This window comes from Micromonospora sp. URMC 106 (genome assembly GCF_051386395.1).
Taxonomy (GTDB): domain Bacteria; phylum Actinomycetota; class Actinomycetes; order Mycobacteriales; family Micromonosporaceae; genus Micromonospora.
The window spans coordinates 20,055-39,134 of record NZ_JBPQTP010000063.1 but is presented as its reverse complement, the minus strand read 5'-3'; the positions used below and the strand labels follow the sequence as shown (position 1 = coordinate 39,134).

18 protein-coding genes are annotated in these 19,080 nt (G+C 74.5%); 4 read left to right on the top strand and 14 right to left on the bottom strand.

The features are described from left to right. Positions 1-201: 201 nt before the first annotated feature. The 3 genes from ACSNOB_RS19615 to ACSNOB_RS19605 form a co-directional block, all read right to left on the bottom strand. Positions 202-846 carry a hypothetical protein gene (locus ACSNOB_RS19615; RefSeq protein ID WP_436687966.1) on the bottom strand — a complete coding sequence of 215 codons (645 nt, stop codon included), beginning with the start codon at positions 844-846 and terminating at the stop codon, positions 202-204. Between the two features lie 13 nt (positions 847-859). Further along, positions 860-2,551: a DUF4012 domain-containing protein gene (locus ACSNOB_RS19610; protein WP_436687965.1), complete on the bottom strand. Its 1,692-nt coding sequence runs from the start codon at positions 2,549-2,551 to the stop codon at positions 860-862. A gap of 206 nt (positions 2,552-2,757) precedes the next feature. Further along, positions 2,758-3,978 (bottom strand): glycosyltransferase family 4 protein, encoded by a 1,221-nt coding sequence (locus ACSNOB_RS19605; protein ID WP_436687964.1) that lies wholly within the window; start codon positions 3,976-3,978, stop codon positions 2,758-2,760. A gap of 159 nt (positions 3,979-4,137) precedes the next feature. On the opposite strand from ACSNOB_RS19605, the gene ACSNOB_RS19600 reads away from it, so the two are divergent. Beyond that, complete coding sequence (locus ACSNOB_RS19600; protein ID WP_436687963.1) at positions 4,138-4,716, top strand: low molecular weight phosphatase family protein; 579 nt, start codon at positions 4,138-4,140, stop codon at positions 4,714-4,716. On the opposite strand, the gene ACSNOB_RS19595 is transcribed toward ACSNOB_RS19600, so the two are convergent. Continuing rightward, positions 4,697-6,151 (bottom strand): polysaccharide biosynthesis tyrosine autokinase, encoded by a 1,455-nt coding sequence (locus tag ACSNOB_RS19595; RefSeq protein WP_436687962.1) that lies wholly within the window; start codon positions 6,149-6,151, stop codon positions 4,697-4,699. The two genes, ACSNOB_RS19600 and ACSNOB_RS19595, sit on opposite strands and share 20 nt — an antisense overlap. Positions 6,152-6,487: 336 nt before the next feature. On the opposite strand from ACSNOB_RS19595, the gene nhaA reads away from it, so the two are divergent. After that, positions 6,488-7,810, top strand: a complete 1,323-nt coding sequence (gene nhaA / locus ACSNOB_RS19590) for a Na+/H+ antiporter NhaA (protein ID WP_436687961.1) — start codon at positions 6,488-6,490, stop codon at positions 7,808-7,810. Positions 7,811-7,813: 3 nt separating this feature from the next. Here the strand turns inward: nhaA and ACSNOB_RS19585 are convergent, their stop codons facing one another. The 10 genes from ACSNOB_RS19585 to ACSNOB_RS19540 all read right to left on the bottom strand — a co-directional run bounded on the left by ACSNOB_RS19585 (position 7,814) and on the right by ACSNOB_RS19540 (position 15,614). Next, on the bottom strand, positions 7,814-8,011 hold the full coding sequence (locus tag ACSNOB_RS19585; RefSeq protein ID WP_393109183.1) for a hypothetical protein: 198 nt from the start codon (positions 8,009-8,011) through the stop codon (positions 7,814-7,816). Then, positions 8,008-8,328 (bottom strand): hypothetical protein, encoded by a 321-nt coding sequence (locus tag ACSNOB_RS19580; RefSeq protein ID WP_436687960.1) that lies wholly within the window; start codon positions 8,326-8,328, stop codon positions 8,008-8,010. Before ACSNOB_RS19580 ends, ACSNOB_RS19585 begins: the two co-directional genes overlap by 4 nt. After that, positions 8,328-8,690, bottom strand: coding sequence for a DUF1622 domain-containing protein (locus ACSNOB_RS19575; RefSeq protein WP_436687959.1), 363 nt, complete (start codon positions 8,688-8,690; stop codon positions 8,328-8,330). The genes ACSNOB_RS19580 and ACSNOB_RS19575 overlap by 1 nt, the downstream gene beginning before the upstream one ends. 38 nt (positions 8,691-8,728) lie before the next feature. Further along, positions 8,729-9,316: a TMEM165/GDT1 family protein gene (locus ACSNOB_RS19570; RefSeq protein WP_393109177.1), complete on the bottom strand. Its 588-nt coding sequence runs from the start codon at positions 9,314-9,316 to the stop codon at positions 8,729-8,731. A 301-nt stretch (positions 9,317-9,617) separates the two neighbouring features. Further along, the gene (egtD, locus tag ACSNOB_RS19565; RefSeq protein WP_436687958.1) at positions 9,618-10,583 is read right to left on the bottom strand and encodes an L-histidine N(alpha)-methyltransferase; all 966 of its coding nucleotides are present in this window, start codon (positions 10,581-10,583) and stop codon (positions 9,618-9,620) included. Between the two features lie 45 nt (positions 10,584-10,628). Beyond that, the gene (egtC, locus tag ACSNOB_RS19560) at positions 10,629-11,375 is read right to left on the bottom strand and encodes an ergothioneine biosynthesis protein EgtC (protein WP_436687957.1); all 747 of its coding nucleotides are present in this window, start codon (positions 11,373-11,375) and stop codon (positions 10,629-10,631) included. A gap of 124 nt (positions 11,376-11,499) precedes the next feature. Then, positions 11,500-12,837 carry an ergothioneine biosynthesis protein EgtB gene (gene egtB / locus ACSNOB_RS19555; RefSeq protein ID WP_436687956.1) on the bottom strand — a complete coding sequence of 446 codons (1,338 nt, stop codon included), beginning with the start codon at positions 12,835-12,837 and terminating at the stop codon, positions 11,500-11,502. Then, on the bottom strand, positions 12,834-14,069 hold the full coding sequence (gene egtA, locus ACSNOB_RS19550) for an ergothioneine biosynthesis glutamate--cysteine ligase EgtA (protein ID WP_436687955.1): 1,236 nt from the start codon (positions 14,067-14,069) through the stop codon (positions 12,834-12,836). Before egtA ends, egtB begins: the two co-directional genes overlap by 4 nt. Positions 14,070-14,209: 140 nt before the next feature. After that, positions 14,210-14,968: a hypothetical protein gene (locus ACSNOB_RS19545; protein WP_436687954.1), complete on the bottom strand. Its 759-nt coding sequence runs from the start codon at positions 14,966-14,968 to the stop codon at positions 14,210-14,212. Between the two features lie 16 nt (positions 14,969-14,984). Further along, entirely contained in the window at positions 14,985-15,614 is a 630-nt protein-coding gene (locus ACSNOB_RS19540) for an RNA polymerase sigma factor (RefSeq protein ID WP_393109165.1), read from the bottom strand. A gap of 544 nt (positions 15,615-16,158) precedes the next feature. Between ACSNOB_RS19540 and ACSNOB_RS19535 the strand changes: the two genes are divergently transcribed. Together ACSNOB_RS19535 and ACSNOB_RS19530 are read left to right on the top strand one after the other, a co-directional pair. Then, positions 16,159-17,559: a protein kinase domain-containing protein gene (locus tag ACSNOB_RS19535; RefSeq protein ID WP_436687953.1), complete on the top strand. Its 1,401-nt coding sequence runs from the start codon at positions 16,159-16,161 to the stop codon at positions 17,557-17,559. A gap of 245 nt (positions 17,560-17,804) precedes the next feature. Then, entirely contained in the window at positions 17,805-19,067 is a 1,263-nt protein-coding gene (locus ACSNOB_RS19530; RefSeq protein WP_393109161.1) for a nucleotide sugar dehydrogenase, read from the top strand. The last annotated feature ends 13 nt before the right edge of the window (positions 19,068-19,080 follow it).

The following is a 19,080-nucleotide window of genomic DNA, read 5'->3' as shown; positions in this document are numbered from 1 at the left end:
CCCCCACGCACCGCAAGCCAACCCCACACCCCACCCCGACGCGCAGCAAAGCCAAACAGGGAACACCCGCCGGGACAGCGCAAGAGCCAAGCAGAGCAAGCAACCCGCAAGGAAGAAAACGGGCCGACGCCCCCCGGGAACCTCCCGACGGGCGTCAGCCGTTTCGCGGTGCCCGGGCACTGCCCGGATGGGTGCTCACCGTCAGCGCGCGGCTCCCATGCCGAAGCGGTGACGCTTGCGCCAGACCAGCGACAGGAGCAGGAGCACCGCGCCGGCACCGACGAGGCCGCCGCCGAACTTCATCGGGGTGCTCAGGCTGTCACCCGTGACGGGCAGCGGCGGCGCGTGCTTCTTGAGCACGATGAGCGTCGCCGTCGCCACCTGCCGCGACGTCTGGCCCTCCGCCCGGAAGGTGTAGGTGCCCGGGTGACGCGGCGTGTAGGTGGTGCGGAACTCGCCGTTGCCGTCCGCCGTGACCACGATGGTCCGGGGGTTGGGCTGGGGGGCCTGCTGGAACGAGACCGGCGCCATCGCGATGGTCTCGCCGGTGCTGCGCCGCGCCTGCTCGGCGCCCGGAACGGCGGCGGCGAGCGGCGAGGTGCTGACGGTGATCACGACCGTCTCGAAGTCGGCCCAGCCGGTGCCGATCAGGGTGGCGGTCTGGCCGACCACGACGGTCGTCGGGCTCACCGCGAGCGTCGCGGGGCCGACGCCGGGTGGGTAGATCGGTGGCTGTGGCGTGCCGGTGCCGGGCGCCGGCTGCGGCTGCGCCGCCCCCGCTGCGGTCGGCGCGGCCAGCACGGCCATACCGACCGTGAGCGCCATGATGATGCGGGATAGCCGCATGATTGGTTCCCTCCTACTGGTCACAGCTTGGTGCGGAAACAACTTGGGTGGTCCATGGGGTGGCGGTGGGGGTCAGCCACAGCTCGGCCGTGCCGGCGCCGGTCTTCGCGGTGAGCACGGTGACCTCCAAGGTGCGGGAGGTTCCCGGGCTGACCTCGACGTTCGCCGTGGTCACCTGACGGCGCCGCTCGGTGCCGCTGCCCACCGCCGTCTCGACGCCGTCGAGGCGGGTGGTGAGCACGGCCCCGCCGGCCGGGCTGTGCACCGACACCAAGGTGCGGATGGTGTACGGGTCGCCGGCCAGGCCGAGGCCGAGGACCGACTTGCTGAGGCCCGACCTCGGCGCCGACGAGCGGAGGGTGACCCGGAGCCGGATCTCCCGACGGCCGTCGGCCCGGCAGTCGCCGACCGTGAGGGTCGCCGCCGGCCGGAGGTAGTAGCCGAGCTTCGCGCCGCTGCCGTCGTTGAGGAACACACCGACGGTCGGCACGGTGTCCTTCTCCGGAAGAACCCCGGCCATTCGGCTGTCGCCGATTGTCCGCTGTTCCTCAGGTCGGGCACTCCAGAACAATATCCGGCGTTCAGTGACAGCACGGTCAAATGCGGACAATAACCCCTTCGGGTCGACTTTCTTCGTGACCAGCGCGTTGAACACGGCGGCGGCGGAGGAGGCGAAGAAGGCGTCCTGCTCGTCGTTCTCCATCCGCTGGTAGCTGTCGCTGAGCATGGTCTGCACGACCTTCTCGGCGGCCAGCGGGACGCCGCCGGGCACCATCACCGGACCGGTCGCCTTCAGCAGGTACGACAACACCACCGGGTCGACGGCGAGCACGCCGTCCACCGTGGTCTTCGTACGCCGTCGGAACATCTCGCGGTAGAGCGCGGCGGCGGTCGGGAAGTGCGGGGTGAGGTTGACGTCGGCCGGATAGATCCCGGGCAGGTCGGCCCAGAGACGGCGCACCTCCGCGGGCACCTTCAGCGGCGGCTGGAACCGGCCGAGCGCGCTGCTGGTCCCCTGCCGCCCCATCCGGACCCGGCCGGCGTCGGCGTGGATCACGGCGTACGCGCCGATCATGCCCCCGGTGGCGCGCAGCTCGGCCGGATTCTGCGACACGACGAGATAGGTGCGGGGGCCGTCGGCGCCCAGCAGGGTCGGGAGCAGCCGACTGGCCTGGTCCGCGGCGGCGGTGAGGTTGGCCAGCCGGTCGATCTCGCCCCGCAGGTCGACGAGCGCCTGCCGGACCTGGCTCACCAGCCCGTCGGTGGGCACCACCGCGAGGCTGCTCCGGGTGCCCTGCACCGCCGAGTTGACGGTCGTCAGCTCCGCCGAGACCGTCCGCAGCCCGGCCACGTCCAGCCGCCCGCCCGCGGGCACCAGGCTGGTCAGATCGGTACGCAGCAGCAGCGGGAACGCCTGCCGGGCGAGATCGTCGATCGCGACCGCGATCTGCCGCACGGCGGCCAGGTTGTCCCCGGCGTACGGGGTGTGCCGGCCGAGCCACCAGCCGGGGTCGCCGGTCGCGGCGCGGGCCTTGCCCGCCTGCTCCTGCAGCGCGGCGAGGGTGCGTTGCGCCCGGGCCGTGTCGCCGCCGACCACCTGGGCGCTCAGCTCGCGGGCCAGCCCGGCGGCGTTGAGCAGGTGGGCGCGGGCCTGCCAGCCCCGGAAGCCCACCCAGCCGCCCGTCAACAGCAGCAGCGAGCCCACCACGAGGGAGGCGAGCAGGGCACGCCGAAGCTGTCGCCGCCGGCGGGACCGACTACGCCGTCGGCGCGGTCTCTGGCTCTCCGTCACACCACACGTCCTTCCCGAAACGGACAGATGGCCCGATTCCTCCGCCTGTTCCTACCAGGTAACGATCGTTTACACCGCTAGATGACGGTATTGGCTGATACGCGAGGATCGCTCGCGGCTCAGCGGCCCGTGCGACCGGCCGCCGCGTCGTACAGCAGCCGCTCGACGCGGTCCACGCCCGCCGGCATCGACATCTCCCGCAGGTACGCCTCCCGGCCACGCCGGCCCATGTCCGCCCGGGCGGGCGGCGGGATCGTGGCGGCCAGCCAGAACCGGTCCGCCAGGCTCGCCCAGTCCTCCGGCGGGCAGGAGAGCCCCGCGCGGGCCCGCTCCACCAGCTCCGCGGTGTCGCCGCCCGCGGAGGCCACCACGGGCGCGGCGCAGGAGAACGCGGCCTGGAGCTTCGCCGGCAGGGTGCTGCGCAGCTCGGGCAGGTCGCGCAGCATGACGAGCTGGTAGTCGGCGGCGGCGTACAGCTCCGGCATGTCCAACGGGGAACGGCGCTCGACGAAGCGCACGTTGTCGGCCCGCAGCTCGGCGGCGAGCCCCCGCACCCGCCGCTCCTGCGCGCCCGAACCCACCAGGACGAGGTCCATGGTGCGGTCCAGCGCCGCCGCCGCCCGTACCGCTGTCTCCAGGCCCTGCCGGGCGCCGATGGTCCCGGCGTGCATCACCACGCAGCGGTCGTCGCGGCGCACCAGCCTCCGCGCCGCCCGGCTGGGCCGCGCGGGCTGGAAGATCCGCTCGTCCGTCCAGTTGAGCACCACCTGCACCCGCGCCGGGTCGGCGCCGGCGGCCACGACCCGGTCCCGCAGCGACGGCGCGGCGACCGCGATTCGGTCGGCGGCCCGGTACGTCCGGGTCATGGCCGCGCCGAGCCGCCCGGCCCACCGCCCGTGCTCCGCGTCGGCCGGCTCGTCCGCCGCCCAGACGTCCTGCACGTGTACGACGGTCGGCACCCGACCCAGCAGGCGCAGCAGGCCCGCCGCGGCGAACGCGGTCGCCGGGGGCAGGTGCACGTAGAGCGCGTCGACGTCGGCGAGGAACGACCGCCCGGTCAGGGTGGCGCTCCCCGCGAAGGACAGGTAGCCGGCCATCCGGGTGCGCACCGACCCGTCGCCGCCGCTGTAGCGCGGGACCCGCCGGACGGTCAGCCGCTCGCTGCGGGTCTCGTGCCGCCACCGCTGCCGCCACCCCGGATAGACGTGTCCGCCGGGATAGTCGGGGAAGCAGGTCAGCACCTTCACCTCGTGTCCCCGCACCGCGAGTTCCTCGGCGAGGCTGCCCGGGATGAACGCCGGCTCGGGCGGGAAGTGGTACGCCAGGATCCCGATCCTCATCGGCGCGCCTCCGTCCGGACGGCGCGGCACGGCGCGGGATGACACCGTGGACGGCCCGGGCCCGCGTACGATGCCCGCATCCCCTCCGCGTCCGGCCGGCACCGTCGGCCGACCGCCGTCGCGGCGTTGCCCGCGACGGCACCGACGAGAGGGGTCCACATGGTCGACCGGGTGCTGTTCGTCTGCCACGCCAACCTGTGCCGGTCGCCGATGGCCGAGTACCTCGCGCGCCGCCTGCTGGCCGGGCAGCCGGTCCTGGTGTCCAGCGCGGGCACCGACGCCGTCGACGACCTGCCGATGCACCCGTACGCGGCGGAGGTGGCGGCGGAGGCCGGCGGTGACCCGACCGAATTCCGCAGCCGCCGGTTGCGCGGAGAACTCCTGGTCGGGGCGACGCTGGTGCTGACGGCGACCCGGCGCCAGCGGTCGGTCTGCACCGCGCTGGCGCCGGCGGCGCTGCACCGGACGTTCACCCTCCGCCAGTTCGGCCGGCTGGCCGAGGCCGCCGACGCGGCGACGGACGCGGCGGACGACGCGGCGGCGGATCCGGCCGACGGTCCCCTGCGGGCCGCGGTCCGGGCGGCCGCCCGCGCCCGGGGATGGCTGCAACCCGCCACCCCCGACGCGGACGACCTGGTGGACCCGATCGGCGGCACCGCCGCCGACTTCCGACGCTGCGCCGAGGAGATCGACCGGTCGCTGCGACCCCTCGCGGCGCTCATCGGGACAGCCGGGTGAGTTCCTGCGTCCGGTCGCTGAGGCCGTCGATCCGATCCGCGTGCCGGGCGGGCGTGGCCCGGTCGGCCGGCACGTCCGTGGCCCCGGCCGTCACCACCCGGTAGGCCTCGTACTGGTACGCCTCGGCCTTGGCCACCTTGGCCATGTTCAGCACGCAGCCGAGCAGCCGCACGGAGACCGAGTGCAGGGAGCGCGCGGCGGCGGCCACCTGGGTCCGCGAGGTGCGGCCCTGCTGCGAGACCAGCAGCGCGCCGTCGGCCTGCACGGCCACCACCACGCCGTCGGTCACCGCCAGCAGCGGGGCGGTGTCGATGATGACGATGTCCGCCGACTCCCGCAGGGCGAGCAGCAGGTCCGCCATCGCCTTGGAGCCGAGCAGCTCGCTGGGGTTGGGCGGCGCCGAGCCGCTCGGGAGCACCAGCAGGGACTTGTCGCCCCAGCGCTGCACCACGTCGCCGACCTGGACGTCACCGACGAGCACGTCGGTGAGTCCGATGCCGGCGTCGAGCCCCAGGTAGTCGGCGACCTTCGGCCGGCGCAGGTCGGCGTCGACCAGCAGCACCCGCCAGCCGGCCTCCGCCAGGGCGATGGCCAGGTTGCAGGAGAGCGTGGTCTTCCCCTCGCCCTGCAGGGCGCTGGTGACCGCGATGACCCGGGCGGGCTCGTGCACGTCGACGAAGCGCAGATTCGTCCGCAGCTTGCGGACCGCCTCGGCCCGGGCGGAGTTCGCCGCCTCGCCGACGATCAACGGCTCCGACTTCGCGGTGCTCTCGAACGGGATCTCACCGAGCAGCGGGCTGCCGGTGGTGCGCTGGAGACCGGCGGCGTCGCGCAGCCGCACATCGGCCAGCCCGCGCAGGATCGCCAGGCCGACGCCGGCGAGCAACCCCAGCAGCGTGCCGATCACGAAGTTGCGGACCGGCTGCGGCGACACGGGGGTGGGGCTGACCCGCGGCCCGCTGACCACCTCGATCTTGATTGGGCCGGCCTTGCCGTCCTGGGTCGTCTCCACCTTCTGCACCAGCTCCACGAACTTCGCGGAGAGCAGTTCGGTGACCTTCAGCGCGCGGTTCTGGTCCGTGTCGGTCACCGAGGCGCGCAGCAGGACGGTGCCTGTCTCGGTCGAGGTGCTGACCCGGCGCTGAACCTCCTCGGCGGTGAGCCCGATGGGGTTCTCGGCCACCACGCTCTGCGCGAGGCGGTCGCTGGTCAGCAGCTCGGCGTACGACTTGACGCGCTGCTGGAGGAAGAGGCCGCCCTGGTAGGCGTCCGTGACGCCCTGAGTGGGCGTGGTGACGAAGAAGGTCACCGAGGCGACGTACCGGGGCTGGGCCCGGACGGTGACGAGGGCGGTGATCCCGAGGGCGACCATGACGGTGAGGAGCACGATCCACCAGTGCTGGCGCACGAGGCGGAGTTGGCGGTACAGGTCCATCAGGCGCGCCTCCGTACCAGGCCGGTAACGCCAAAGAACTTCACGAAAACCCCCAAGGTCGACTTAATCTCGTGAAACCATTAAAGCGACTCATACGACTTATGTCCCGAGTTACGTATTTTCGCCCCTTGACATCTGCGCCCGACCCGCCAACCGACAAACGGGTGGGCGGCGTTCCGGGTAGCGGGGAGAGACGAACGGGCGTGACGTTGCCGACCGGTGACCCGTCCCGACTCGCCGGCCAGGCCGCCGATGGATAGGGTCGGAAACGGTGTGCCGGGAAGCCTGGTCGGCAGTTGACCCCCTGCTGCCCAGACAACGAGGTGGACCTCGCGCATGAGCGACCGCGCCCCGCACACCGACCCGTCCCGCGCGCCCCGCCGGCTCTTCTCGCGCACGTCCTGGCCGGAGGCCCGGTTCCTGGCCGACGTGCTGCGGACCGAGACCGTCGGCGGCGCCCTCCTCCTGGTCGGCGCGGTGATCGCGCTGATCTGGGCGAACTCGCCCTGGGGGTCCTCCTACGAGGCTCTCGGTGAATGGGTGCCGTGGTCCGGTGGGGCGACCCTGCATCTCGACCTGAGCCTGGCGGCCTGGGCCGCCGACGGCCTGCTGGCCATCTTCTTCTTCGTGGTCGGGCTGGAACTCAAGCGCGAATTCGTCGCCGGTGAGCTGCGGGACCCGCGCCGGGCGGCCCTGCCGGTGATCGCCGCCGTCGGCGGCATGGTGCTACCCGCGCTGATCTACGTCGCGGTCAACCTGGCCGCCGGCGGGGACGGGCTGCGGGGCTGGGCCATCCCCACCGCGACGGACATCGCGTTCGCCCTGGCCGTGCTGGCCCTCATCGGCTCCCACCTGCCGCAGGGCCTGCGGGCCTTCCTGCTCACCCTCGCGGTGGTCGACGACCTGCTCGCGATCACCGTCATCGCGGTGTTCTACACCGACGACTTCAGCCCGCTGCCGCTGCTCGCCGCCCTGGCCCCGATCGCGCTGTTCGGCGTGCTCGTGCAGCGCCGCAAGACCTGGTGGTGGGCGCTGATCCCGCTCGCGGCGACCGCGTGGGGCCTCATGCACGCCTCCGGGGTGCACGCCACCGTGGCGGGCGTCCTGCTGGGCTTCACCGTGCCCGTCCTGCGCGGCCGCGACGGCGACGGGCACGGGCTCGCCGAGCACCTGGAGCACCGCTGGCGCCCGATCTCGGCCGGGTTCGCGGTGCCGGTCTTCGCGTTCTTCGCGGCCGGGGTCTCGCTGCGGGGCGCCGACCTGGGCGCGGTCGCCACGGACCCGATCGTGATCGGCGTGGTCGCGGGCCTGGTGCTCGGCAAGGCCGTCGGGATCTTCGGCTCGACGTTCCTGCTCGCGCGGTTCACCCGGGCCCGGCTCGACGAGGACATCACCTGGTCCGACCTGCTCGGGGTGGCGCTGCTCGCCGGAATCGGATTCACCGTCTCGCTGCTGATCGGCGAACTCGCGTTCGGCGCCGGCAGCACCGCCGACGACAACGTCAAGACGGCGGTGCTCACCGGCTCCGTGATCTCCGCGCTGCTCGCCTCGGTCGTGCTGGTCCGGCGCAACGCCGCCTATCGGCGCATCGCCGAGGCGGAGCGGGTGGACGCCGACCGCGACGGCGTGCCGGACGTCTACCAACGCGGTGACGGCTGACCGTCAGCGGCGCCGCTCGGCCGCCCGGCGCTCCTCCTGCTCGTCGGCGAGGGCGTCGCTGACCGGCTCCATCAGGTCGTCGCCCGGCACCGCCACCTCCTCCGCACGATCCTGCTCGTCGACGCGCCCGCCCGCCGGCGGCTGCGGGGCGGTGGCGCCCCCGGCGAATCCGTACTCGTTCGGTTCGTCGTGCTTGCTCATGTGACAGTCCTCCCGCTTTCTCCGGTTTCGCCTCCTACCGCCAACGGTAGGTGGTGATCCTCTTGCCCGCTGGAGGCCGCCGATAGTCGCGCCGGCGTCGCGGCGAGCGCGGCCCACAGCAGCCGGCGCAGCAGGATGATCGCCGCCGCCGCGGCCAGCTCCGCCCACCCCTGGTCGCCGGCCAGCCGCAGCAGGCCGGCGGCGGTGAGCAGGTCCAACAGCACCCGCAGCGCGCACCGCCAGGAGCCCGTGCAGACCAGCACCGCCAGCCCGGCGACCGTGGCCAGCGCGGTGGTGGCGGTGACCAGGGCGCGCATCACCCGCCCCGCCCCGTCTCCCCCACCTGCCGCTGCTCCTGGCGGATCTCCCGGCCGAGGAAGTAGTTCAGCGCGGTCCGGATGGTGGCGATCGCCGCCAACTGGCCGATCTGGGTGAAGGTCGGCGAGACCGCCGTACGCAGGATGTCCGCCGCGAGCTGGAACTCCAGCCCGAGGGTGAGGAACCGCCCCAGGGAGAGCCGGATCGGGGTGAACACGGCGGCGCTGCGGTGCCGCAGCCCTTCGACCGCGAACCGCAGCGCCGCCCAGGCCGCCCCGACGAAGATGACCACCGCGCCGGCCACCTCCACCGCGGTGACCAGAACCTGGTAGCCGTGACGCAGCACCTCCTCGACGCCCACCCGCTGGCCTTACCCGGCCCGTCGGGCGCTAGTCGGCGTCAGGTGAGCTGCGCGACCGCCTCCAGGATCAGCCAGAGCCCGCAGATCGCGAAGAGCACCGCGGCGCCGTACTTGATGGTCTTCTCCGGCAGCCTCCGGCCCAGCATCCGCCCGACCAGGATGGCCAGCGCGTCCGCGGCCACCATGCCGACGGTCGAGCCGAGCCAGGTGCCGAACCAGCCGTACTGGGTGGCCAGGGTGATGGTGGCGAGCATCGTCTTGTCGCCCAGCTCGGCCAGGAAGAACGCGACCGACACCGCCACGATGGCGGACTTGCTGGTCTTCTCGGCCTTGCGCTTCTCCTCCTCGGTGAGGGTGTCCCCGCGCAGGGTCCACGCGCCGAAGCCGAGGAAGGCCAGACCCGCGACGAGCGAGATCCACTCCGTCGGCAGCGCGGCGCCGAGGCCGTAGCCGATCGCCACCGAGGCCAGGTGCACCACGGCGGTGGCGACGGTGATGCCGATCAGGACCGGCACGGGCTTGAAACGAGTGGCGAAGGTCAGCGCCATCAGCTGGGACTTGTCCCCCAGCTCGGCGACGAAGATGACGCCGAAGCTGACCACCAGCGCGACGAGGAAACCTTCCATGACATCCTTCCGGATCACGCCGGGAGGAGGTACGGGGCGCCCTCGACCCGGCTACGACAGCCTGGGTCGAAGGTCTCGCCCGCCCCGGAAACCGAGGCCGCGTGGCCGGATGCGGAACGCACCAGTGTGTCGACCACGACATTGGGGGCTACTCCCCTTCGCGCCGCCCAGCCTAGCCGACCACCGACCGGGCGGGACGCGGCGGGTGAAGATCGTCACGCGCCACCGCCCGGCCCACGGTCCGCCCGCCGTGGGTCACGCCGGGGTCGCCGGCCCGTCCCCCGGGACGACCCGGCTCCGGTCACTCGGCGCGGGCCAGGGTGACGCCGAACAGGCTGTCCGGGTCGGTCCAGAAGTCGTGGGCGGCGAAGCGGGCCGCCGCCAGCTCGGCGGCGATGCCCTCCGGCCGGAACTTCGCGGACACCTCGGTGCGCAACTCCTCGCCCTCGGCGAAGGTGACCTCCAGGTCGAGCACCCGCACCCGCATCGGCCGCAGCGCGCGCAGTCGCATCTCGATCCACTCCCGCTCCGGGTCCCACAGGGCGACGTGGGCGAACCCCTCCGGGTCGAAGTCGGCGCCCAGCTCCCGGTTGATCACCCGCAGTACGTTGCGGTTGAACTCGGCGGTGACGCCGGCCGCGTCGTCGTACGCCGGCACGACCACCCCCGGGTCCTTGACCAGGTCGGTGCCGATCAACAACCAGTCCCCCGCCTCCAGCGCCGCCCGCATGGCGGCCAGGAACCGCGCCCGCTCGGCGGGCAGGAGGTTGCCGATGGTGCCGCCGAGGAAGAGCACCAGCCGCCGCCCGCCGGTCGGCAACCGGTCCAGGTGGCGGGTGAAGTCCCCCACGATGCCGCGCACCCGCAGCCCCGGGTAGTCGGCGGCGATCTCGGCGGTGGACCGGCGCAGGGCGCTGACCGACACGTCCAGCGGCACGAACGTCCCGAGGCCGCCCCGGCGGGTGAACGCGTCCAGCAGCAGCCGGGTCTTCTCCGACGAGCCCGACCCGAGCTCGACCAGCGTCTTCGCCCCGGTCAGCTCGGCGATCGCGCCCGCCCGGTCGGCCAGCACGGCGCGTTCGGCCCGGGTCGGGTAGTACTCCGGCAGCCGGGTGATCTCCTCGAACAGCTCACTGCCACGGGCGTCGTAGAACCACTTGGGCGGCAGCCACTTCGGCTCGGCGGTCAGGCCGGCGCGGACGTCCTCCCGCAGGCTGCGGCCCAGGTCCTGCTCCTCGAGGTGGATCTCCAGCGGCTCCGCGCTCATGTCTTCCCCTTCGTCGTCGGGTGGAACGTCCCTGTCGGGCGGCGGTCAGACCTCGGCGAGAGCGCGTACGCGCACCCCCGTCGCGGTCGCCTCCACCAGTTGCCCGTCCGGTACCGCCTGCCAGCCGGGGCCGTCGTCGTGCGGCTCGGACGACAGCAGCACGGACGCCGGGGTCGCGCGGATCGACAGCGCGTGCCCGGCAACGCTGGCCACCACGGTGTGCCCGTCGGTGAGCAGCAGGTTGAGCCGGGATCCGGGCGCGGCCGCGGCCACCGCCTTGACGGTCTCGGCGATCGCGCGCGCCGGCTTCACCCCGGCCCGCAGCCGGTGCCGGACCAGCGCCCACAGCAGCGCCGCGTCGGTGGACGCGTCGAGGGTGAGCAGGTCGCGTACCGGCAGGGTGCCGGCGAGCGGGACCACCGAGTCGGGCCAGCCCCGCACCACGCCGTTGTGACTGAACAGCCAGCGCCCCTCGGCGAACGGGGCGGCGGCCCCGTCGAGCACCGCCATGCCGACCGTCGCGGAACGGACGGCGGCGAGCACCGCGCCGGCCGAGGTGACCGCCGCGAGCTGCGCGATGGTCGGGTCGCTCCAGATCGGCTGGGCCCGCCGGTAGCGCACCGGCTCGCCGTCGCCCGGATACCATCCGACGCCGAAACCGTCGGCGTTGATCGTCCCGCCGCCACGCATGTCACGCGGCGCCCAGGACTGCCGCACCAGGGAGTACGGCGGGTCGAACAGCAGCTCCCGCAGGGTGACCGGCGGCCCGAGGTAGGCCAGGTGACGGCACATCAGGCGACACCGCCCCGCCCGACCGCCCGGCCGGGGCGCGAGGGTCGACGCGGGTCGGCGCGCGGCCGGCGCCGGCGGCCGGTCGCGCGAGGGTCACCTGGCGGCGCCAGGGGTCGTCCCGTCCTCACGGCTGCGCCTCCTCCGGCCGGACGTCCCGGGCGCAGCGGAAGCCGCTGAAGATCTGTCGCCGGATCGGGTAGTCCCAGTTGCGGAAGGTGCCCCGGCACGCGGCCCGGTCGGTGCCGAACGACCCGCCCCGCAGGACCTGGTAGTCGTCGCCGAAGAAGACCTCCGAATACTCCCGGTAGGGGAAGGCCGTGAAGCCCGGGTGCCCCCGGAACGTCGTGGACGTCCACTCCCACACGTCACCGATGAGCTGGTGCACGCCCAGCGGCGAGGCGCCCGCCGGGTAGGCCCCCACCGGGGCCGGCCACAGGTGCCGTTGCCCCAGGTTGGCGTGCTCGGCCGTGGGGTCGTCATCGCCCCAGGGGTAACGTCGGGAACGGCCGGTGGCCGGGTCCCAGCGGGCCGCCTTCTCCCACTCCGCCTCGGTCGGCAGCCGCTTGCCGGCCCAGGCCGCGAACGCCTGCGCCTCGTGGTAACAGACGTGCACCACCGGCTCGTCGTCGCGGACCGGCGCCCACCGCCCGAAGCGCCGGTAGGCCCAGCCGTCGCCGTCGCGCCGCCAGTGCATCGGCGCGGACAACCCCGCTTCCCGGCGGTGCCGCCAACCCGCCGGGCTCCACCAGCGCGGGTCGTCGTAACCCCCGTCGGCGATGAACTCGCGGTAGCGGCCGTTGGTCACCGGAGCGGCGTCGATGACGTACGCCGGCAGGTGGACCCGGTGGGCGGGGCGCTCGTTGTCCAGCGCCCACGGGTCGGTGTCGGTGCCCATGGTGAACTCACCGGCCGGCACCAGCACCTCGCCGCCGGCCCGGGCCCGCGGCTCCGGCGGCGGCGGGGCGTGCAGGACCGCCGGCCCGGCGCGGAGCTGGTGGGTGGCGAGCATCGTCTCGTCGTGCTGCTGCTCGTGCTGCACGATCATGCCGAAGGCGAAGCCGTCGGCGACCAGCGGGCGGTCGGTGAACGCGACCCGGTCCAGCAGGTCGAGCACCTTGTCCCGGACGGTGCGCAGGTAGGCGCGGGCCTCCCGCGGCGGCAGCAGCGGCAGCGACGGGCGGTCCCGGCGGGGCTGCTTGAACGCGTCGTACAGATCGTCGATGTCCCGCCGGACCGGCTCGCGGCCGCCCACGTCGCGGACCAGCCAGAGTTCCTCCTGGTTGCCGACGTGGGCGAGGTCCCAGACCAGCGGGGACATCAGCGGCGAGTGCTGCCGCACCAGGTCGGTCTCGTCGACCGCGTCGGTCAGCAGCGCCGTGCGGGCACGGGTGCGTTCCAGCTCCGCCGCGATCCGGCTGCGCAGCTGCTCCGCGCCCGCGCGTGGCGTGCTCGCTCCGGTCACCGGTGCCTCCTCCCCGCGGCGGCCCGTCGCCGCCGTACGTCTCGGTCGATCTCCTCGTGCCGGGCCGCCGGCAGGTCGAGCCGGGGCAGCGCCGCCAGGGCCAGGTCGAACAGCTCCACGGCGGCGGCGGCCAACCTCGGGTCGCGCAGGCCGTCCCGGGCGGCGGCGTGCCAGCGGTGCGCCACCGGCCCGGCGACGGCCCGGGCCGTGTGCACCGTGCCGGGCTCGGCGAGCAGGGCGGCGAGCACCGCGAGCGGGACCGCCCAGTCCCGGCCGGCCTGTGCGTCGAGGTAACGCAGCTCCAGGTAGCCCCGGGGGCGGACCGGCGGGAAGAGGGTGCTCACGTGGTAGTCGAGGTCGTCGGTGGTGGGCGGTCGGGGCAGCGCCCCGTCGACCCAGTCGGCGAAGGTGACCGCCGGCGGCGGCGTCCAGTCGGGGCCGGCGTCGCGCACGCAGAGCAGCGGCGCGGCGAGGACGTAGTCGACCCAGGCGGTGACCGGGTCGACGTCGGCCCGCTCCGGCGTCCACACCGGACGGGTGCGGGCCGGGTCGATGGCATACCAGGCGGCCATCCGCGCGGACGCCCAGCCGGTGGCGCGGCCGGCGTGCCGGTCGGCCGTGGCGAAGGCGGCCAGCAGGGGCGGCCCGAGCGCGTGCGCCGCAGCCCAGCGGGCCGGCAGGTGCTCCGCCTCCCCCGCGTCCAGGCAGACCTGCAGGCCGGCGGTGCTGTACATCATCGTCCGCCCGGCGGGGCCGCGCCGGTCGAAGACGTGGCGCATGGCGCGGTAGCGGGGAGTCTCGACCACGGGCCGCGGCGGCCGGTGGGGATCGATGCCGCTCCGTCCGAGCACCAGCCCGGCGGCGGCGAGCAGGCCGCTCACCTCGGCCATGTCGCCGTCGGTGGCGTGGATGAGGGTGGCGATCGAGGTGCGGGGCGCGGTGGAGATCTCCAGTTGCCCGCCGGGCTCTACGGTCACGGTGCCACCGTGGCGGAGCGGTGCGGCGGGGCTCGCGCGATCGAGGGTCGGGGGGCAGTGCCGCCCCAGGGCCGCCCGGAGCCGCTCGCCGTCGACCGGGCGGGCGGGGTCGGCGGCGTCGTGCACGGTCCATTCGAGTTCGACGCCGATGTGGGTCGGCGGGCCGGTCTTGAAGCAGATCCGCGCGAGGTGGCGCGCGGCCGCGGCGCGCTCCTGCAGGACGGTGGTCCGGTCGAGCTCCGGCGACGTCACCACAGGACGGGCTCCCTTCCCCGTGCCGATCTCCGGTCCGTGCCACCGTAGCGCCGGCCACCGACATCGGCAGGGCGCCGGCGGCCCACCCGATCCTGTCTATCAGACGAATTACGCGTGACCGGCCGGAACGGGCGGGGGAATCAGCCGGCCGCCGCCGGGGTCGCCCGCGGCGTGGGCTCGGCCTTCTTCGGCGCCGCGTCGGGCACCAGTTCGCGGCAGAAGTCGTCGACGTTCTCCCGGCTGCCCGCAGCCGTCACCAGGCCCGCGTACGCGGCGGTGTCCAGCGTCCTGTCCCGCTGGGCGGGCGGCTTGGTCAGGTACGCCCGGCAGAGCCCGCGCAGCTGCTCGGTGCGCTGCTGCGGCGGTCGCGGTCCGCCGCCGGCCGGGCCACCGGGGGTGACCGCACCGGAGGTGGGGCCGGCGGACGGGCTGAGCGTGGCGTCGCTGGGCGTGCCGGAGGGGGTGCCACCGCTGCCGGTGGCGCCGGTCGACCCGCCCCGCTCCGTCGCCGTGGTGGCCGGCGTCGGGGTGGTCGGGCGCGGCGGCGGAGCCGGGTCGTCGGGGCGGTCCAGGGTGACGGCCGCGAAGGCGGCGCCCGCAGTCGCGGTGACCACGATGCCGGCGGCCCACGCCACGGCGCCGGCGGTGAACCGGCGTCCGCGCGGCGTCCGCGGCGCGGCGGCGGTGGCGGGCGCGGCGGCGCGGGCGGCCCGGAAGGCCGCCAGCGCGGCCTCCTCGCCGGCCAGTTCGCCGGGGCGCGCGGGCGCCGCGGCGGCGGAGAGCAGCCGGGCGAGCGGCTCCGGATCGGCCGCGCCGGGCGAGCCGGCGCGGGCCGCGTCGAGCAGCCGGTCGGACTCGGCCCGGTCGGCGGGCCGCTCGCTCCGGCGGCGGAAGTTCATCCCGAATCCCCTCACGTCAACCGTCCGCCGGTTCGGCGTGCGGCGCCTGCCGCCGACCGGCGCGCGGACGCGGCGGCGTGGTGCCCTCGGGGGCGGTCGGCGGCTGGGACAGGTCGTAGCGTTCCATCAGGGCGGCGAGCCGGCGCAGCCCCCGGTGGGCCGCGGTGCGCACGGCACCGGGCCGGCGACCGAGCACCCGACCGGCGGTCTCGGCGTCCAGCCCGATGACCGCGCGGAGCAGGACCGCCTCGGCCTCGCGGGGCGGCAGGGTGGCGATCAGCGCCAGCGCCGCCTCGGTGCCGATCGTCTCGCCGGCCCGCTCGGCGGTGTCGGCGTCGCCGGCCAGCTCACTGAGCGCCTGCACCGGGACCGGCAGCGACGGGCGGCGACGCTGCCGCCGCAGGTGGTCCATGGCCCGGTTGCGGGCGATCGTCACCGTCCAGGCCCGGAACTCACCGCCGGTGAAGCTCGGCAGGTCGCGCGAGATCTGCAGCCAGGTCTCCGAGGCGACGTCCTCGGCGTCGGCGCCGACCAGGGCGGTCAGGTATCGCAGCAGACCGGGCTGGAGGCTGCGGTAGAGGAAACGGAAGGCGTCCTCGTCGCCGGCCTGCGCCGCCGCGACCGCCTCGTTGAGCTCAGCGGACACGTGCCCGCCACCTCCGCGTCCCGGGCACACCGGGGCGGCGCACGCCGATCCGGGCGTGCGCGACGTCAGCACGGTCCGACGACCGGACCTGATCCCGCACCCTCAGCCCCCCGCTGACCTGGTCACACCCGGGGCCGCGGCGGCCCGGACGGTATGTCTGGACTCTCGCCACGGCGGCAGGGCCGACGACACAGCGCCGGCGACGCCGTGGGGCGGGCCCGAGTCGGGCTAACGGTAGGAGCGCCGGGTCGATCGGACAAGTCAGGCCCGGCCGGCAAAAGAGTGAGAATTATCTAGTCGATCGGGGGGCGAGTCGCCGTAACGCCAAGTGGCTGCGTGACGCTGCGCTCGTGGGCGGCATCGACGGAAGGGGCGTTCGCCCAGCATACGGCGAGGATGGGTGGATCTCGTCACGCCGCGTCCACGGGCGGTCACAGCATATCCGAGGCGGCTGGAGGGCCGCTGTCCCCGCCGCTCCGGCGGCGCCCGTGGGGCGGCGGCCTCACGACGCGCCGTTCTCCGCCGCTCTGGGTACGGTGGTGCTGTGTTGTCATCGGAGGTCGTACTCAGCGGTCGGTACCGCCTGGACGAGCGTGTCGCCACGGGCGGCATGGGCGACGTCTGGCGTGCCAAGGACCTCGTCCTCGGCCGTCAGGTCGCGGTCAAGGTCCTGCTGCCCGCGCTGGTCTCCGACCCCGACTTCATCGCCCGCTTCCGTGCCGAGGCACGGATCATGGCCGCCCTGCGGCACCCCGGCATCGTCCAGGTCTTCGACTGCGGCGAGGACGACCTGCCCGACGGCGGCCGGGCCGACTACCTGGTCATGGAGTTCGTGACCGGCCAGCCGCTGTCCAAGCGGATCGAGGCCGCCGGCCGGCTCGACGTGGGCGAGACGATGGCGATCGTCGCGCAGGTCGCGCAGGCGTTGCACGCCGCGCACCTCGGCGGCATCGTGCACCGCGACGTCAAGCCGAGCAACCTGCTGGTGCAGGAGGACGGCAGCGTGGTGCTGGTCGACTTCGGCGTCGCCCGGTCGACGAACGTCACGAGCATCACCAGCACGAACGCGGTGCCCGGCACCGCGCTCTACATGGCGCCCGAGCAGGCCGCCGGCCGGCCGGTCTCCGGGGCCACCGACATCTACGCCCTCGGCGCCGTGGCCTACTGCTGCCTGAGCGGCAGCCCGCCGTTCACCGGCGACAACCCGCTCCAGGTCGCGGTGCGGCACCTCGACGACGAGCCACCGGAGCTGCCGCACGACATCCCGGAGGCGGTACGCGCGCTGGTCTCCCGCGCCCTGGCCAAGGACCCGGCCGACCGGTTCAGCAGCGGCGCGGCGATGGCCGAGGCCGCCCGCGCCGCCGTCTCCGACCCGTCCGCGCCGACCGCCATGGTGGCGGCCCCCGGCGTGGCCGCGCTGCGCGGCGCCGACCCGGGCACCCGCACCGACGTGCCGGTCGTGCCGGCCGGGGCCGTGCGGAAGCGGCGCCGCGGCACCCTGGTCGGCGCGGCCGCGGCGGTGCTGGTGGCGCTGGCCGGGCTCGGCGCGGCGCTGGGCGCGGCGGGCGAGGCCGACGCGCCCGCGGTCAACGTGCCGACGACGGCACCGGCGGCCGTTCCGAGCGGGGGCACCGAGGCGCCGGCGGAGGACGTGGAGCAGAACCCGAACTCGGGTCGGCCGTTCCGGCCCGCCGGTTCCACCTCCAGCAGGTCGCCGTCGGCCACCGCGTCCCCGGTCTCGCCGCAGCCGAGCCAGTCGGCGGGACCGGAATCCCCGGAGCCGACGCGGAGCACCGACCCGGACCCCACCGGCGAGCCCTCGTCCACCCCGCCGACGGAGCCCACGGACCCGGCGCCGACCAGCACCCAGACCACCCCGCCGGGTGGGGGCAACCCGCCGCCGGCCGGCGGGGGCGGCGGCGCGGCGACGGACCGCGCCTCCTGACCGTGGCGCCCGCGCGGCGCGTCCCGTCGACACCCGTGCCGCGGCTCGCGACCCGTCTCCGACCGGACGCCGCGCTGGCGGCCCGCAGCGACCCGGCCCCGGCCCGACGTCCGGGCGCCGCGGGTGACGCGCCGCTGACGCGCCGAGCGCCCCAGCAGCACCGATAATCCCAAAACGGACTTACGGGCACACGGATCGCCCTACGCTCCGAAGCGGCGTTGTTTCCGTCTGCCTCGGGAGTCCGGGTGAGCGTTGAGAAGTTGGTCGTGATCGGCCAGGGGTACGTCGGCCTGCCACTGGCCATGCGGGCTGTCGAGGCCGGTCTGGACGTGGTCGGCCTCGACGTCGACGCCGACCGGGTCAAGCGGCTCGCGTCGGGCGAGTCGTTCGTCGAGGACATCCCCGCCGACCGGCTGGGCCGCGCGCTGGGCAGCGGCCGTTACCACCCGAGCACCGAGTACGCCGACGCCGAGGGCTTCGACATCTGCGTGATCACGGTGCCCACGCCGCTGCGCGACGGCACCCCCGACCTCAGCTTCGTGGAGCAGGCCGGCATCGGCATCGGCCCCTACGTCCGGCCGGGCTGCGCGGTGATCCTGGAGTCGACCACCTACCCCGGCACCACCGAGGAGTTGCTGCGCCCGCTGCTGGAGTCGGCGAGCGGGCTGCGCAGCCCCGGCGACTTCCACCTCGGCTACAGCCCGGAGCGGATCGACCCGGGCAACCGGACGTGGCGGCTGGAGAACACCCCGAAGGTGGTCTCCGGCGTGGACGCGGACTCCCTGGAGCGGGTGGACGGGTTCTACCGGCGGATCGTCGAGCGGACCGTGCCGGTGGGCTCCACCCGGGTGGCGGAGCTGACCAAGCTGATCGAAAACACCTTCCGCCAGGTCAACATCGCTCTGATCAACGAGCTGACCATGCTCTCCCACCACCTTGACATCGACGTCTGGCAGGCGATCGACGCCGCCGAGACCAAGCCGTTCGGGTTCATGCCGTTCCGGCCCGGCCCCGGGGTGGGCGGGCACTGCCTGCCGATCGACCCGTGCTACCTGTCGTGGCAGGTCAAGCGGCGCCTCGGGCGGCAGTTCCGGTTCATCGAGCTGGCCAACGACATCAACCACGAGATGCCCGAGCACGTGGCGCAGCGGATCATGGGCGGGCTGAACCGGACCGGCCGCACGGTGAGCGGGGCCCGGCTGCTGCTGCTCGGGCTGGCGTACAAGAAGAACACCGGCGACATGCGCGACTCCCCCGCCGTCGAGGTCGCCCGCCGCCTGCAGGCCCTCGGGGCGGACGTGCGGGCGGTGGAGCCGTACGCGGAGCCGCACCACATCCCAGCCGGGGTCCTCGTGGTGGACCTGACCGAGCGGGAGGTCCGCGCGGCCGACGCGGTGGTGGTGGTCACCGACCACGACGACTTCGACTACGACCTGGTCGTCCGGCACGCCCGGTACGTCTTCGACACCCGCAACCGGTGCTCCGGCCCGGTGGTGGAGCGGCTGTAGACCCGGCACCGCT

What these genes read in the sequence shown, in the direction of transcription:
- egtC (WP_436687957.1), bottom strand. Translation starts at nt 11,375, where the DNA reads ATGTGCCGTCACCTGGCCTACCTCGGGCCGCCGGTCACCCTGCGGGAG.
- ACSNOB_RS19585 (WP_393109183.1), bottom strand. Translation starts at nt 8,011, where the DNA reads ATGAGCAAGCACGACGAACCGAACGAGTACGGATTCGCCGGGGGCGCC.
- nhaA (WP_436687961.1), top strand. Translation starts at nt 6,488, where the DNA reads ATGAGCGACCGCGCCCCGCACACCGACCCGTCCCGCGCGCCCCGCCGG.
- ACSNOB_RS19615 (WP_436687966.1), bottom strand. Translation starts at nt 846, where the DNA reads ATGCGGCTATCCCGCATCATCATGGCGCTCACGGTCGGTATGGCCGTG.
- ACSNOB_RS19580 (WP_436687960.1), bottom strand. Translation starts at nt 8,328, where the DNA reads ATGCGCGCCCTGGTCACCGCCACCACCGCGCTGGCCACGGTCGCCGGG.
- ACSNOB_RS19545 (WP_436687954.1), bottom strand. Translation starts at nt 14,968, where the DNA reads ATGAACTTCCGCCGCCGGAGCGAGCGGCCCGCCGACCGGGCCGAGTCC.
- ACSNOB_RS19595 (WP_436687962.1), bottom strand. Translation starts at nt 6,151, where the DNA reads ATGGACCTGTACCGCCAACTCCGCCTCGTGCGCCAGCACTGGTGGATC.
- ACSNOB_RS19570 (WP_393109177.1), bottom strand. Translation starts at nt 9,316, where the DNA reads ATGGAAGGTTTCCTCGTCGCGCTGGTGGTCAGCTTCGGCGTCATCTTC.
- ACSNOB_RS19605 (WP_436687964.1), bottom strand. Translation starts at nt 3,978, where the DNA reads ATGAGGATCGGGATCCTGGCGTACCACTTCCCGCCCGAGCCGGCGTTC.
- ACSNOB_RS19600 (WP_436687963.1), top strand. Translation starts at nt 4,138, where the DNA reads ATGGTCGACCGGGTGCTGTTCGTCTGCCACGCCAACCTGTGCCGGTCG.
- egtD (WP_436687958.1), bottom strand. Translation starts at nt 10,583, where the DNA reads ATGAGCGCGGAGCCGCTGGAGATCCACCTCGAGGAGCAGGACCTGGGC.